The 14,387-nt window shown below is 42.2% G+C and carries 13 protein-coding genes and 1 pseudogene; 7 read left to right on the top strand and 7 right to left on the bottom strand.

The window, feature by feature from the left end; all coding sequences use genetic code 11:
* A pseudogene (locus tag FTV13_RS14240) lies at positions 1-122 on the bottom strand (IS982 family transposase); the annotation flags it as partial.
* A gap of 78 nt (positions 123-200) precedes the next feature.
* On the opposite strand from FTV13_RS14240, the gene FTV13_RS14235 reads away from it, so the two are divergent.
* Positions 201-1,360 (top strand): IS3 family transposase gene (locus tag FTV13_RS14235; protein WP_179993407.1). Its coding sequence is split into 2 segments (ribosomal slippage): positions 201-435 and positions 435-1,360, totalling 1,161 coding nucleotides; the frame shifts between segments, so codons are not numbered across the junction.
* Between the two features lie 71 nt (positions 1,361-1,431).
* The gene (locus tag FTV13_RS14230) at positions 1,432-1,857 is read left to right on the top strand and encodes a type I secretion C-terminal target domain-containing protein (RefSeq protein WP_180012385.1); all 426 of its coding nucleotides are present in this window, start codon (positions 1,432-1,434) and stop codon (positions 1,855-1,857) included.
* A 102-nt stretch (positions 1,858-1,959) separates the two neighbouring features.
* Here the strand turns inward: FTV13_RS14230 and FTV13_RS14225 are convergent, their stop codons facing one another.
* On the bottom strand, positions 1,960-2,415 hold the full coding sequence (locus FTV13_RS14225; RefSeq protein WP_034706330.1) for a hypothetical protein: 456 nt from the start codon (positions 2,413-2,415) through the stop codon (positions 1,960-1,962).
* An 82-nt stretch (positions 2,416-2,497) separates the two neighbouring features.
* A complete protein-coding gene (locus tag FTV13_RS14220) occupies positions 2,498-3,106 on the bottom strand; it encodes a DUF805 domain-containing protein (protein ID WP_159124294.1) in 609 nt (202 codons plus the stop codon).
* 525 nt (positions 3,107-3,631) lie between these two features.
* Here FTV13_RS14220 and FTV13_RS14215 point away from each other — a divergent pair.
* Positions 3,632-4,222 (top strand): DUF4142 domain-containing protein, encoded by a 591-nt coding sequence (locus tag FTV13_RS14215; protein ID WP_180012383.1) that lies wholly within the window; start codon positions 3,632-3,634, stop codon positions 4,220-4,222.
* 81 nt (positions 4,223-4,303) lie between these two features.
* Here FTV13_RS14215 and FTV13_RS14210 read toward each other — a convergent pair whose 3' ends face one another.
* The 3 genes from FTV13_RS14210 to FTV13_RS14205 all read right to left on the bottom strand — a co-directional run bounded on the left by FTV13_RS14210 (position 4,304) and on the right by FTV13_RS14205 (position 9,133).
* Complete coding sequence (locus FTV13_RS14210) at positions 4,304-5,587, bottom strand: ribonucleotide-diphosphate reductase subunit beta (protein WP_004785102.1); 1,284 nt, start codon at positions 5,585-5,587, stop codon at positions 4,304-4,306.
* A 138-nt stretch (positions 5,588-5,725) separates the two neighbouring features.
* Complete coding sequence (locus FTV13_RS15800; protein WP_257218527.1) at positions 5,726-5,857, bottom strand: hypothetical protein; 132 nt, start codon at positions 5,855-5,857, stop codon at positions 5,726-5,728.
* Between the two features lie 441 nt (positions 5,858-6,298).
* Positions 6,299-9,133: a ribonucleoside-diphosphate reductase subunit alpha gene (locus FTV13_RS14205; protein ID WP_179993292.1), complete on the bottom strand. Its 2,835-nt coding sequence runs from the start codon at positions 9,131-9,133 to the stop codon at positions 6,299-6,301.
* Between the two features lie 569 nt (positions 9,134-9,702).
* Between FTV13_RS14205 and bfmR the strand changes: the two genes are divergently transcribed.
* Together bfmR and bfmS are read left to right on the top strand one after the other, a co-directional pair.
* Positions 9,703-10,419 (top strand): response regulator transcription factor BfmR, encoded by a 717-nt coding sequence (gene bfmR, locus FTV13_RS14200; protein ID WP_004785097.1) that lies wholly within the window; start codon positions 9,703-9,705, stop codon positions 10,417-10,419.
* Between the two features lie 41 nt (positions 10,420-10,460).
* On the top strand, positions 10,461-12,137 hold the full coding sequence (gene bfmS, locus FTV13_RS14195; protein ID WP_034705648.1) for a sensor histidine kinase BfmS: 1,677 nt from the start codon (positions 10,461-10,463) through the stop codon (positions 12,135-12,137).
* Between the two features lie 60 nt (positions 12,138-12,197).
* Here bfmS and FTV13_RS14190 read toward each other — a convergent pair whose 3' ends face one another.
* A complete protein-coding gene (locus FTV13_RS14190) occupies positions 12,198-12,554 on the bottom strand; it encodes a hypothetical protein (protein ID WP_004785094.1) in 357 nt (118 codons plus the stop codon).
* Positions 12,555-13,129: 575 nt separating this feature from the next.
* On the opposite strand from FTV13_RS14190, the gene ndhC reads away from it, so the two are divergent.
* Positions 13,130-13,675: an NADH-quinone oxidoreductase subunit A gene (gene ndhC / locus FTV13_RS14185; protein ID WP_004785092.1), complete on the top strand. Its 546-nt coding sequence runs from the start codon at positions 13,130-13,132 to the stop codon at positions 13,673-13,675.
* A 6-nt stretch (positions 13,676-13,681) separates the two neighbouring features.
* The gene (locus tag FTV13_RS14180; RefSeq protein ID WP_004785090.1) at positions 13,682-14,362 is read left to right on the top strand and encodes an NADH-quinone oxidoreductase subunit B family protein; all 681 of its coding nucleotides are present in this window, start codon (positions 13,682-13,684) and stop codon (positions 14,360-14,362) included.
* Positions 14,363-14,387 lie beyond the last annotated feature (25 nt).

Here is a 14,387-nt window from a genome sequence, read left to right as displayed (position 1 = left end):
CTCAAGTGAGCGGTTCGGACTCTGGAGAAACGACGACTTTGTTTAAGGAAATTCCAGTAGGTTGCTTCAAATTTAAGAAAGAAATCATCAATTACGCAAAATAATTCGGTACTATTAAACATCGGGATGATCCTAGACAAAATAATGGACAGCACGTGCCTCTAAAGATAACGTAACTTTAATCTTTGGAGATTCAAGAAATGGCTAAACGTTTTAGTCCCGAATTTAAACAGCAAGCGATTGATTATGCACTTTCAAACTCACACGAGTCTGTAGCTGCAATCGCCCAGAAATTAGGTGTGGGTTATTCAACATTAGATAAATGGATTCGTGAAACCAATCCGGCAGGTTCAAGCAAACGTCAACTTTCACCAGAACAACAGCGGATCGTGGAATTAGAGAAAGAAGTCAAACAGCTCAAGGAAGCCAATGACATCTTAAAAAAAGCGCATGTGTACTTTCTAACAGATCATGCCAAGAAAAGTACACGGTAATTCAAGATCTAGATATGAATGAAGTCACCGTATCTTCTGCCTGTAAATGCCTGGGTGTCAGCACTTCAGGCTATTATACCTGGCGAAAACATCAAGCCAATACGGCACAGAAATATAATGACTTAAAAGCCGTATATTGGCAGCATCATGCACGATTGGGTGCACCTTCATTAGTACATGACATGCATGATTTAGGTTACAACATGAGCGAACGTACTATTGGAAGGATCCTAAAAAAGCTTGGTTTACGTAGCAGGATTGCACGTAAATACAAGCATACGACTGATTCAACCCATCGTTTGCCTACAGCACCCAACTTGTTGGATCGCCAATTTACAGCTACTCAGCCTAATAAAGTCTGGACAACAGACATTACCTATATCCGCACTAAAGAAGGTTGGTTGTATTTATGTGTGATGCTAGATTTATTTAGCCGTCGTATCGTGGGGTGGCAAACCAGCCATCGAATAGACCGCCAGTTGGTGTGTGATACGTTTAACTATGCAATGGCTCGTCAGGGTTATCCAACTGGTGTTATGGTTCATTCGGACCAAGGCTCACAGTACTGTAGTCGTGATTTTAGAGCGCTGTTACTGAAAAATGATTGTACTCAGAGTATGTCTAGACGTGGAAACTGTTGGGATAATGCAGTGACTGAAAGCTTCTTTCATACATTAAAAGGTCATGTGGTACATGGCAGTGTGTTTTCGACTCGAAAAGAAGCGAATGCTGTCTTGTTTGACTATATTGAAATTTATTACAATCGAGTCAGAAGACATTCTGCAAACGGCTGGTTAAGTCCAGAAGCCTTTGAACAGAAATATATTAAAAGTTTAGAGGGGCTGGTTGTCCACGATACTGTCTAGGATCAGTATTTGAATATACGGTAACGCGTAATGCGGGACAGGCCGATCAGGAAAGTGCTTCAGCAAATCTGGTGATCAATATTGATCAGGTAAACCAGATTCTTAACTATGCCGACGATCCAGCAGATAACCTGTTACAGGGTGGTGCAGGTGATGACATCCTGACAGGTGGTGCAGGAGCAGATACAGCGATCTATTATTTACTAAATAATGCTGATGCAACTGGCGGCAATGGTACATATACCTGGACTGACTTCAATGCAGTTGAAGGTGACACCATCGATGTATCTGCATTATTAAGTGATCAGGCAGTAGATGCCTCAAATCTGGGGAACTATATCACGCTCGAACAACGTGGAGATGATACAGTCGTGACGATCGATCGTGATGGTTCCGATACCAATACCACCTTTGCACGCGCTGATTTGCTGATATTACAGAATGTAGACAGTGCAACTTTACAGCTGGATGACATCATTAAATATAATCCAATCTAATCAGAAGTTTTTAAAATGGATTATTCATAAAAATTTATGATGTCATTGAACTTCAATTAAAAAATCCCGCTTAATGCGGGGTTTTTTAATTTTATATGGCATTTAAAGTGTTAAAAACCAGATAGAAGCAGCAATGACGACAATTAAGATAACCAGAAAGATTTTTAGATTGGTTTTAGGATAAGTGGTGCTTAAGCTCGCTTTCGTAATTTCCTGACCTGCGGGATCATACAGAATCACCTTTTGTGCACTATTTTCATAACCTAATTCTAGCAGGGCACGCTGTTCAAGAGCTGTCAGACCCTCTTCAGGCATATCCATAACTTGCAGCAGCGTTGTAGAGCCCCAAAGTTTTTGAACAATTGAAGTAGATACCAGCTGTTTTAGGGTGTCTGAGGCAGCATTAAAGTCGGCAATGATGCTGCGTTCATGCGCATAGGGAACGGGAGGGACCATTGTTTGCACAATCGTGCCCTCATTGTCCATCAGTTGCATTTTATCTTTATAAATTTGCACCCATATTGCATTGGGAAGTTTGGATAACTGATCTTGCAGCATGAATTGCCTACGTATTGCTTTGATATTAAATTAAATAATCTATAAACATATCCCGTATCAAGACGGGATATGTAATGTTCCATTACTTGGCAGGAGCACCATATTCATTATTTTCTTTTTTGGTATCACTTGCCCACCAGATAATGAGTAAAATGGCTCCTATCCCTGTCAGTACAAGCAATTGCCACCATCCAGAGCGTCCAATGTCATGCAAGCGACGTGCCCCTACAGCCAGACTTGGGAGCAGAAGCGCTAAATTTAGCAGGCCATTCACCAAAGGTTTGGTGCCTAAAACTGCATCAATGGCTTCACTAATAATGCTTAAAATTACACAAAACAGCATAAAGAACCAAAATTCTTTACGGCGTGCACGACCTGAAAAGTTTGCATAATTGGTTAGACATTTTACAAACCAGTCGATACTGCTGTAATTCTCTTCAGCCTGATCCAGATTGGAATATTTATTAATCTGATTGCTAATGCTTTCTCCCAGATGAATCGAGTTTCCCAAAGCCAGATAAATATCTGCTGCCTGACCGGTTGAGTTAACAATAAAATCAACCCGGTCACCGCGTGAAGGAGGGCGTTGTCCACGCCAGTCTGCACCGCTAAAACTGTAGCGGTTGTTATCATCCCCTGTGATAAAACCCGTATTATCTTGAATAGAAAAATCCAGGATGGAACCTTTCATAAGCCCTCTCTATTTATCTTCTGGCTATTATGGATTTGTATAAATATTATTCATATATGGCCGATAGTAGCATAGGAAATTTATTTTGAGATCAAGCTTTTATAAAAATATTTAGGTAATAAATTTTCACTATCTAAAGCTAGAAGTTCTGATTAATAAGAAGTTGATTTAGCCGATAACAAATAATTTAGTTAAATTTAGATTTTCTTAATTTGTTGAATAATAAGAAATGATTCAAGGGAAGAAAAACTGAAATAAATTTAATAAAGCTAAAAATATACCAATATTTATAAAAATAATTTAAATCAATGACTTAATTAATTTTAGTATTTTATTCAATATGAATATATTGCGAATTTTTACGTAGAGTTTGAATAAGAAACTAATCCCCAACAGACTTTGCTTAAGTTAATAAATGCTTATATATTGATCTCATAAAACAACTTAAACATTAAACTGTTTTTAAGTGAATTCACCTATTTTATAAAGGCAATTTTAATTAATAAAACATTAAAGGGTGTCATGATGAAAGCTATTCTAATGAAGAAGATGATTAACTGCGTTGCGATGAGTGGTGTATTGCTATTCACTGCTGGTCAAACAATGGCAATGAATCAGCAATCTTCAACTGCTGCTCAAGCAAATTCTAAAGCATCAAATGACAGCCGAATGAATTTAACTGAGAGTCAAGTGATTAAGGTTGTAAGTACGGTCAATAACGGTGAAATTAAACAGGCAAAAACAGCTTTGCCAAAACTTAAAACAGATGACGCACGTAAGTATGCGCAAATGATGATTAGCGAACATACAGCGAACGAGAAAAAAGGCCAGGCTCTGGCAGACCGTTTAAAATTAACTCCTCAAGCAAGCAGTCTCAGTACGGCATTGCAAAGCGATAGTGACAAGATTGTTACTGACCTGAGCAAGCCATCTGCAGCCGATAAAGACTATATGATGAGTCAGGTTGAAGTACATCGTAAAGCCCTGAACACTTTGGATACACAATTGATTCCAAGTGCGAAAAATGCGGAATTAAAAAGCATGTTGACGCACACCCGTACTGCGGTAGCGACACATCTGAAAAAAGCTGAACAAATCGTTGAAAAGATGAAATAAGTTAAGCATTCATCCAATAAAAAAACCGCCATTTTAGGCGGTTTTTTTGATCATAATACTTTATATATTATGTGATATTTCTTACCAGCTTAACGCGCCACCAGTTTGATAATCTGTTACGCGAGTTTCGAAGAAGTTCTTCTCTTTACGTAGATCCATCATTTCTGACATCCACTGGAATGGATTGTTCACACCAGTAAACTGTTCAGGCAAGCCTAACTGGCTCAAGCGACGGTTACAGATAAATTTCAGGTATTCTTCCATCATACCGGCATTCATGCCCAATACACCGCGTGGCATCGTGTCACGTGCATATTCGATTTCAAGCATGGTGCCTTCAAGGATCATCTGAATCACTTCTTGCTGGAATTCAGCAGTCCACAGATGTGGGTTCTCGATCTTGATCTGGTTGATCATATCAATACCGAAGTTCAGGTGCATAGATTCATCACGCAGGATGTACTGGAATTGCTCAGCAACACCATTCATCTTGTTACGACGACCCATAGACAGAATTTGGGTGAAACCGCAGTAGAAGAAGATACCTTCAAGTACACAGTAGAATGCGATCAGGTTGCGAAGCAAGATCTGGTCGTTTTCTGGTGTACCGGTTTTGAAAGTAGGATCACTTAGAGATTGTGTATATTTCAGGCCCCAAGCCGCTTTACGTGCAACTGATGGGACTTCGCGGTACATGTTGAAGACTTCACCTTCGTCCATACCTAAAGACTCGATACAGTACTGGTAAGCATGCGTATGAATCGCTTCTTCAAATGACTGACGCAGGATGTACTGACGGCATTCAGGGTTGGTGATGTGACGGTAGATCGCCAATACCAGATTGTTTGCTACTAGTGAATCCGCGGTAGAGAAGAAACCAAGTGAACGCATCACGATGGTACGTTCATCTTCAGTCAAGCCATTTTCAGACTTCCACAACGCGATGTCGTGGTTCATGTTGATTTCTTGAGGCATCCAGTGGTTCGCACAACCATCCAGATATTTCTGCCAAGCCCATTCGTATTTGAATGGCACTAACTGGTTCAAGTCAGCACGGCAGTTGATCATACGTTTATCATCAACCTGTACACGCTGTGCGCCCATCTCAAGTTCTTCAAGACCAGGCGCAACGTCCAGTTGGTCTAGGGAAGCAGATGCTCTTGCCAGTGAATCGGTTGAATTTGATCCTGCGCTTCGAGGGGCTGCAGCGGGTTGTGCAGCTGCCACATTCGACGATGTGTTGCTTGCATCAGATACCATCTGCGGATTAGCCGTTTTTTTCGGCTCGACGGGCGTAGGCTGCTGTTCAGGTGCAGCCGGTTTTTGCGAATCATCTTCGAAATCGTCCCAACTTAGGATAGACATATCAATTCTCTCTAGTTGCTTTATATCTTTTATTAGACATCCAGCAGTGCTGAGATGTCTTACTATACGCTCAATTTGTGTAAACAAAATTAAGTTTTGTCGATGAATGCTCTGAATTTGTTCAGAGATAAATCCCCACTACTTATTTTGTTTACGCTGTTGCTGGCGAACTTTAAACCAGAAGTAAGCAATCGGTGCGTAAAAGGTAATGGCAAAGGAAAGGATCAATGCCACAAGTCCTAACATGTAATTGTGAGTCATATGGGGCATTGAGGTTTCCTTTATTGTTAAATATTAAATCCTCCCCAAACCCATCCTTTAATAAAGGAGGGGGATTTCCGTGAATTCTTTTGCTTACACGGAAGTCCCCCTTTGGAAAAGGGGGATTTAGGGGGGATTTTGTATTAAGTAACTACCTGAGTAGTTGACTTAAGATTTTTTATGTTTTGTTCATTTGCTTGGTTTATCGAAACCAATATTGCAACTGAGCAAGGTAATAAGCATGTGAAGCAAAAAATCTGAATTTCCTTGCGTACAATGCGAACTTTCTTTTTAAATTCTTTAAGCTTTTTCGACATGTTCTATTCCTTTACGGAATCAATCATGACGAATTAGCAAAAGTGAGTTCTTATGCTAACCGCTCATAAGAATCAACCATTGCTAATTCGCAATATAAGAGATAAATCTCGGTTGATTCCTAATCCAGCTAACTTACTGACAAGCCTCACAATCAGGATTATCAATTGAACATGCTTGTGGCACTGGCGCTGCTTGAGTGAAACCTTCTTCCTCTACAGGCGCTTCAGGTTTTTTCTCTTCAACCACTGGCGCTGCAACTACAGGAGCCGCAACAGTTGCAGGTTTAACTGCATTCAATGCACCAGTATTAATGGTTGATTTTTCAGCAGAAGTTGCACCTAATGCACGTAGGTAGTAAGTGGTTTTCAGACCACGTAACCAAGCCATCTTGTAAGTGATGTCCAGTTTCTTACCGTTTGCACCAGCGATGTACAGGTTCAGAGATTGCGCCTGATCGATCCATTTTTGACGACGAGAAGCAGCATCTACGATCCAGCGTGGCTCAACTTCAAACGCAGTCGCAAAGATCGCTTTCAATTCTTCAGGAATACGAGAAATCTTTTGTACTGAACCTTCAAAGTGTTTCAGGTCATTGACCATCACTGCATCCCAAAGACCACGTTCTTTCAACGCACGTACCAGGTACGGGTTGATCACTGTGAATTCACCAGACAGGTTAGATTTCACATACAGGTTCTGGAATGTAGGCTCAATGGATTGAGACACACCACAAATGTTCGAAATAGTTGCAGTTGGCGCAATCGCCATCACATTCGAATTACGCATACCGTCTTTTTGAACTTTGGCACGTAAAGTGTCCCAGTCCAGACGTTGTGTGCGGTCTACTTCAAACATGCGTTCTGGACGAGTTTTCGCAACCAGGTCAAGTGAGTCGATTGGCAGAATACCTTGATCCCACAGTGAACCTTTGAATGTTTCATACGTACCGCGTTCAACAGCAAGGTCACTTGAAGTTGAAATTGCGTAGTAAGAAATCACTTCCATTGATTCATCAGCAAACTCAACCGCAGCGTCAGAACCGTAAGCCATACCCATTTCGTAAAGCGCATCCTGGAAGCCCATGATACCCATACCGACTGGACGGTGTTTCAGGTTCGAGTTACGTGCTTGTGGAACTGCGTAGTAGTTGATGTCGATCACGTTATCGAGCATACGAACCGCAGTTTTTACTGTACGAGCCAGTTTTTCACGATCCAGCTTGCCGCCTTGAATGTGTTGTACCAGGTTGATCGAACCTAAATTACATACTGCGATTTCTTCTTTGCTGGTGTTCAGGGTGATTTCTGTACACAGGTTAGAAGAGTGAACCACACCTACGTGTTGTTGTGGTGAACGCAGGTTACATACGTCTTTGAACGTGATCCATGGGTGGCCTGTTTCGAACAGCATAGACAGCATTTTGCGCCACAAATCTTTTGCACGGATTTTCTTGTGCAACATGTTTGTTTCTTTGGCAATGCTTTCGTAGTAAGCATAACGCTCAGCGAATTCTGCACCAGTCAGATCATGAAGATCAGGCGTTTCAGAAGGTGTGAACAGTGTCCATTCAGCATCTTCGAATACACGTTGCATGAACAGGTCAGGAACCCAGTTCGCAGTGTTCATGTCGTGAGTACGACGACGGTCATCACCCGTATTCTTACGCAGCTCAAGGAATTCTTCGATATCCAGATGCCAGGTTTCCAGGTATGCACATACCGCACCTTTACGTTTACCACCCTGGTTTACTGCAACAGCAGTATCGTTGGCAACTTTAAGGAATGGCACCACACCTTGAGACTTACCGTTTGTACCTTTAATGTAAGAGTTCAGGGCACGAACTGGAGTCCAGTCATTACCTAAACCGCCTGCCCATTTAGACAGCATTGCGTTATCACGCATCGCGCCATAGATGTCAAACAGATCATCATCAATTGTAGTTAAGTAGCAGCTAGATAACTGTGGACGTAGCGTACCTGAGTTGAACAGGGTAGGCGTAGACGCCATGTAGTCGAAGCTAGACAATAAGTTATAGAACTCGATTGCACGGTCTTCACGGTTATCTTCGTTCAGGGCAAGACCCATAGACACACGCATGAAGAACAATTGCGGCAATTCGAAACGCACGCCATCTGAGTGGATAAAGTAACGGTCAAATAGGGTTTGCAGACCTAGGTAAGTGAACTGGTTTGAACGTTCTGGTTGAATCGCTGCAGCCAGCTTAGCCAGGTCAAAGTTTAACAATTCAGGTGAAAGAAGCTCTAACTCAATCCCTTTTTTCAGGAAAGTTTCAAGTGCATCACCTTCATTAGTATCAGTGGATAGACCCAAGAACTCTAAACCGGTAGCCACCAGGTCATCACGCAACAGACGTGCAGTCACATAAGTATAGTTAGGTTCTTGCTCAATACGGGTACGAGTTGCCATCATCATGGTTGTAGAGATGTCAGACTCTTTTACACCGTTATAAAGGTTTTTTACGGTCTCATCGACAATCGCCTGTACGTCGATCCCTTCAAGGCCTTCAGCAGCACGAGTCACAGTCGCAGTCAATTCGCTTAAGTCAAGCGGCTTTAACTTACCTTCTGCATCAGTGACTTGCAGTGTAGGGTGATGGTTGGCACCTAACTGTTTGCGCGCTTCAGAACGTTGTTCACGGTAGATGACATAGGCACGTGCAACTTTCTGTTCGCCAGTACGCATCAGCGCAAGTTCAACCTGATCCTGAATTTCTTCGATATGGATCGTGCCACCCGATGGTAAACGGCGTTTGAATGTATTCAGAACCATTTCCGTTAATTGTTCGATACGGTCGTGTATACGGCTCGAATCTGCACTTTGCTGGCCTTCTACTGCCAAAAATGCTTTTCCAATTGCAACAGAAATTTTTTCTGCATCAAAAGCGGCAACATCACCGGTGCGTTTAATCACCTGAAGTTGACCCGGAGTGGACGTGATTACGCTCATGTTAGCATAGCTCCATTGTCATCTATTTTTATGTTTATGGACCGTTTGAACTGGGCAAAAATCGTGCCACAGTGTTCGAGGAATAAACACAAGACCTAGTGGTTATAAAATTAATTGAACACAAGATACGGGAAAATTTAGGGTAGATCAATATTGACATTTTGCTAAATATTTTTCTGAAGTTTTATCTTAATCTTTTGCAAAAAGATCCCAATTTTTATTGATTCTTGCATAAGCCTTATCCGGCAAGGCATAGCATATCAAAGCTGGCAAAAAGTGCTTATAGATAACATTGTGGATAACTAAAAAGGCCTGAATCAACTAGTCACATTTTGTCCAGATTCAGCTTTGATCAATGCAAATAAGCCGACAAACGGTAGTTAAATGCACATTCGAGTGAAATGTGCACGATAAAATATTACAAAATGCTACTTTGATGTATTGGTTTGGTGAACGCTATCTTGTTTACAATGTAAACGTGTGTATATTGCAAGCATATTAAAAACGTATCTATTGGATTTCAAAAGGATACGTCCGTAGCATGCGTCCATCAAATAAAGGGGCAACACATGAGCCAAGAAGAAAAGTTACCTAAAATTCTAATTGTTGAAGATGATGAGCGTCTTGCTCGTTTAACACAAGAATACCTCATCCGTAATGGTCTTGAGGTTGGGGTAGAGCCGGATGGCAACCGTGCTATTCGTCGTATTATTGCTGAGCAACCAGACATGGTGGTTCTAGATGTCATGTTGCCAGGTGCTGATGGTTTGACCATCTGCCGTGAAGTTCGTCCACATTATCATCAACCGATTTTAATGCTGACTGCACGTACTGAAGATATGGATCAGGTCTTAGGTCTGGAAATGGGTGCAGATGACTATGTCGCTAAACCGGTTCAGCCGCGTGTCCTGCTGGCTCGTATTCGTGCTTTATTGCGTCGTACCGACAAGGTGCCTGAAGATGAAGTGGCTCAGCGCATCGAATTTGATGACCTGGTGATCGACAATGGTGGTCGTTCAGTGACCTTGAATGGTGAGCTGGTTGACTTTACCAGTGCAGAATATGACCTGTTGTGGCTGCTGGCTTCAAATGCGGGCCGCATCCTGTCACGTGAAGATATCTTCGAGCGTCTACGCGGCATCGAATATGACGGCCAAGACCGTTCAATTGATGTGCGTATCTCGCGCATTCGTCCAAAAATTGGTGACGATCCTGAAAATCCAAAACGTATTAAAACAGTACGTAGTAAAGGTTATCTATTCGTCAAAGAAACTAACGGTATCTAATCGGTGCCTTTAGCCGCCTGAATAAACAGGATAATTAATAGGTGTTTAAACACAGTATATTTTTGCGGATATACGCAGGCCTGGTCATGCTTGTGGTCCTGGTGGCAGTATTCAGCTATCTGCTGGTACAGATCATCAACTACCAGCGTGCGCAGGAGTATCGTGAATCCCTGACTAATGGTATGGCATATATCATCAGTGAGGGGGTTGCGAGACAGCCTAATCTGCAGCAAAAGATGGATTGGGTTTCAGATGCGTCTGATCTGTTGGAATTGCCGATCTACTATGTCGAAGCCAGTAAAGTGGATATTACCCGAGCGGAAGGTCGACGTCTGGCTGACCGTAAGGCAGTCGTGCGTTGGGATGCTAAAACTGGGGTAGCTTATATTGTCATTGGGCTACGCGATGATCCAAGTCATTATCTTTATATTAAGGCGGATAATATTACTGAACGTCAGATGAAGGCTTTACCGGTCTTTATTCTGGACTATCTGGTGTACTACCCAGGTCAGGAAAAAGAATACCTGAAGCGAATTCAGGACTATTTCTCTTATCCAATCTCGATCGAAAATGTCCAGAGCCTGCCACTAGATTCTGAGCAGATCGGACGTTTGCGTCTGGATCACAGCATTATTTTATATCGTGATAGTGCCTCAATTCGCGGCACTACAATTTCGATCATTTCTCCTATTCCTAGCTCGACGTCTGAAGTGCTGGTGATGGGGCCAGTGCCGTTATTTAACTGGATGCCATTCCAGTTAGCTGCCGGGATTACCTTACTGAGCCTGTTTGTCTTAAGTCTGGGGATTTATGGTCTGCTGGTGCCAATGCAACGTAAACTGCGTGAAGTGAGCTATGCCCTGAACAAGATGAAAACCGGGAACATGTCATTGCGTCTTCCGGTGGAGGGCAGTGATGAGATGGCGACGCTGGCTTCCAGCTATAACAATATGTCGGACCATATTCAGCGCCTGATTGAAGCGCAGCGTGAATTGATGCGTGCTGTATCGCATGAGCTGCGTACACCGGTTGCCCGTATCCGTTTTGCTGTGGAAATGATGGCAGATGAAGACGACTATGATTATCGCTTGCAGCAGGTTGAGCAGATCGATAAGGATATTGAAGCCTTAAATACCTTGATCGATGAAATCATGACCTATGCCAAACTGGAACAGGGCATGCCTTCAATTGAATTTGAAGATATTGATCTGTTTGAAGTGCTGGAGCAGGTGGCCGTCGAAACAGATGCTCTAAAAACTGGCAAAGAAGTTGAAGTGCTGCCAATGCCAGTACCTGTAACCGTAGAAGCTGAACGACGTTACCTGCATCGTGTGGTGCAAAATCTGGTGGGTAATGCAGTACGCTATTGTGAGCAGAAAATCCTGATCAGCGGCGGACTAGATGCTAAGGGCATGGCGTATATCTGTGTAGAAGATGATGGTCCGGGGATTCCAGAAGCTGACCGCGCCCGTATCTTTGAAGCTTTTGCCCGACTGGATGATAGTCGTACCCGTGCTTCAGGGGGGTATGGTTTGGGCTTGTCTATTGTCAGCCGGATTGCTTACTGGTTTGGTGGAGAGATTCAGGTCGATCAAAGTCCGACACTGGGTGGTGCACGCTTTATCATGATTTGGCCAGCCAGCCGTTACGGTAAAAAAATCAAGCAAAAACCGATCGAAAAGCTGGAAAAAGCTGAAGTGTCAGATCAATCAGAATAAGAGTTTAGGTGAGAAAAAACGATACATAGGTATCGTTTTTTTATGGCTATTTAAAGGGGATTATTCATGGATGGTAGCATCCGGTTCAATCAGTGGCTTGCCTTCTTTCAGGCTGTTTAAGGCATCAGAATTGAAGTTGATCAGTAGCTTGTTATTTTTAACATCTACCTGATAGCTTTGGATTAGCTTTTGGTCACCAGATAAGGTTTCAAGCTTGTACTCATCGGCAATATTCATAATACCGTCTAGGTTAATGCTGGAAGAGGCATAGTCTGTCTGGAAAAGTTTATGAATATCCCCTAAGTCAAAGATTGCATTGCTGGCATCCTGATGTTTTTGGATATAGCTTTCTACATGTCGCATCAATAATTGAGCAAAGAAAAAATAATCAGGTTTATGGGTAAATCGTAGAGACATGCATGGACTCCTTATTGTTACTTTATAAATGTCATAGTGGGTTTAAAAATAGAAATATCATAATCTGAATCAAACTGTTGGACGTGTTGCAAAAATACACAATTGCTCTTTTAAGGCTTACCGAGAGCGGGCAGAAAAGGGCGACTTCTAATTGAATGACAACATTCATGTTAAACATCTTTTAAAAACACACTGATTTTTTCGAGGCATTATGCAAAGGTGAAATGTTTTTGATTGATTCTTTATAAGTTTCTTTTCATGGGGTGGGTAGCCAGCCACTGTACAAGGAGTGAGGCTTAATTAAGCAGGGCTTTAAAAGTCTATCTGGGTTTAGAAAAAAATAATGGAAATTTAAACTTTAATTTAAAAAAACGATCGGTTGAGATTCTCTGAGCTTAAAGCCAGAATAAAATTAGGAATGTCTAAAAAATCATCCAAAAGACTAAGGCTTATAAGCTAGCAAGTGAAATCCAAAATCAGGTACAATTGGCGGGATTAATTTTGTGTTTGGTGTATTTGAAGGCCAATACATACATTCTTTGTTAATAAATCGGCCTGCCAGGAGTTATCCCCGCATGAGTGCCATTACTCCATACGAATGGGCAATTATTGCCTTCGTGATCGGCGTTACATTTTTATGCGTCTTTATGCTCACTGTCCCATTACTCCTCGGGGGTAAATCATGGGGCCGTGCCAAGCAGGAGCAGTTTGAGTCAGGCGTAGTCAGCGCAGGTGGAGCTCGTATCCGCTTGTCTGCGAAATTCTATTTAGTTGCAATTTTCTTTGTAGTCTTCGACCTCGAAGCACTTTACCTGTATGCATGGGCATCTTCTGTTCGTGAAGTAGGTTGGATTGGTTTTGCAACTGCAGCTATCTTTATTTTGGTTTTACTTGTTGGTTTGGTTTACGAATTATCGACAGGCGCACTGAACTGGGCACCTTCAGACAGACGTAAAGCAGCAGGATACAAAGCTAAAATTGGTTCGCCAAATATGGATCTTGCAGAAATTACGCGCTTCAACTCAGTTGAAGAATTGGTTATGGATCCAACTGGTCAAATCCCAGCTCAATCATCTGGTCTTGTGAAAAAATCACAAGTTCAACCCTCTGATAAGGAGTAACTCGGGATGAAATATACATTAACCCGTGCGAATCCGAATGCTGATGAATATCCACTTCAAGAGCGTATCGTTGTAGAAGATCCGCTTCTAGAAGAAGAAGTGAATAAAAATGTGTTCATGACTCGCCTAGAGGATGTAATGCACACAGCAGTGAACTGGGGTCGTAAGAACTCAGTTTGGCCATTTAACTTTGGTACATCTTGCTGCTACGTTGAATATGCAACGACTTTGACCGGTGTACATGACTTGTCACGTTTTGGTGCCGAAGTTATCCGTGCTTCACCGCGTCAGGCAGACTTGATGATTGTAGCAGGTACATGCTTCGTGAAAATGGCTCCGGTAATTCAACGTCTGTATGAACAGATGCTTGAACCGAAATGGGTGATTTCAATGGGTGCGTGTGCGAACTCAGGTGGTATGTACGATATTTATTCAGTCGTACAAGGTGTGGATAAGATTATTCCGGTAGATGTATACGTTCCGGGCTGCCCACCACGTCCTGAAGCATTGATCCAGGCTTTAATGCTGTTACAAGACCAAATTCAATTAGAGCGTCGTCCGCTGTCTGCGGTAATCGGTGATGATCTTAAGCCAGTGTATAAGCCAAAGATGATGCCGGAACGTGACCGTAAGAAAGACCAGCGTGTGGCTGTGAAGAACTTACGCTCTATGGATGAAATTAAATAATTTAAACGACCGGTTTTTTGTTGTG

It is taken from the genome of Acinetobacter sp. YH12235, from assembly GCF_013417705.1.
Lineage (GTDB): Bacteria > Pseudomonadota > Gammaproteobacteria > Pseudomonadales > Moraxellaceae > Acinetobacter.
This window is presented reverse-complemented; position numbering and strand designations above follow the sequence as displayed.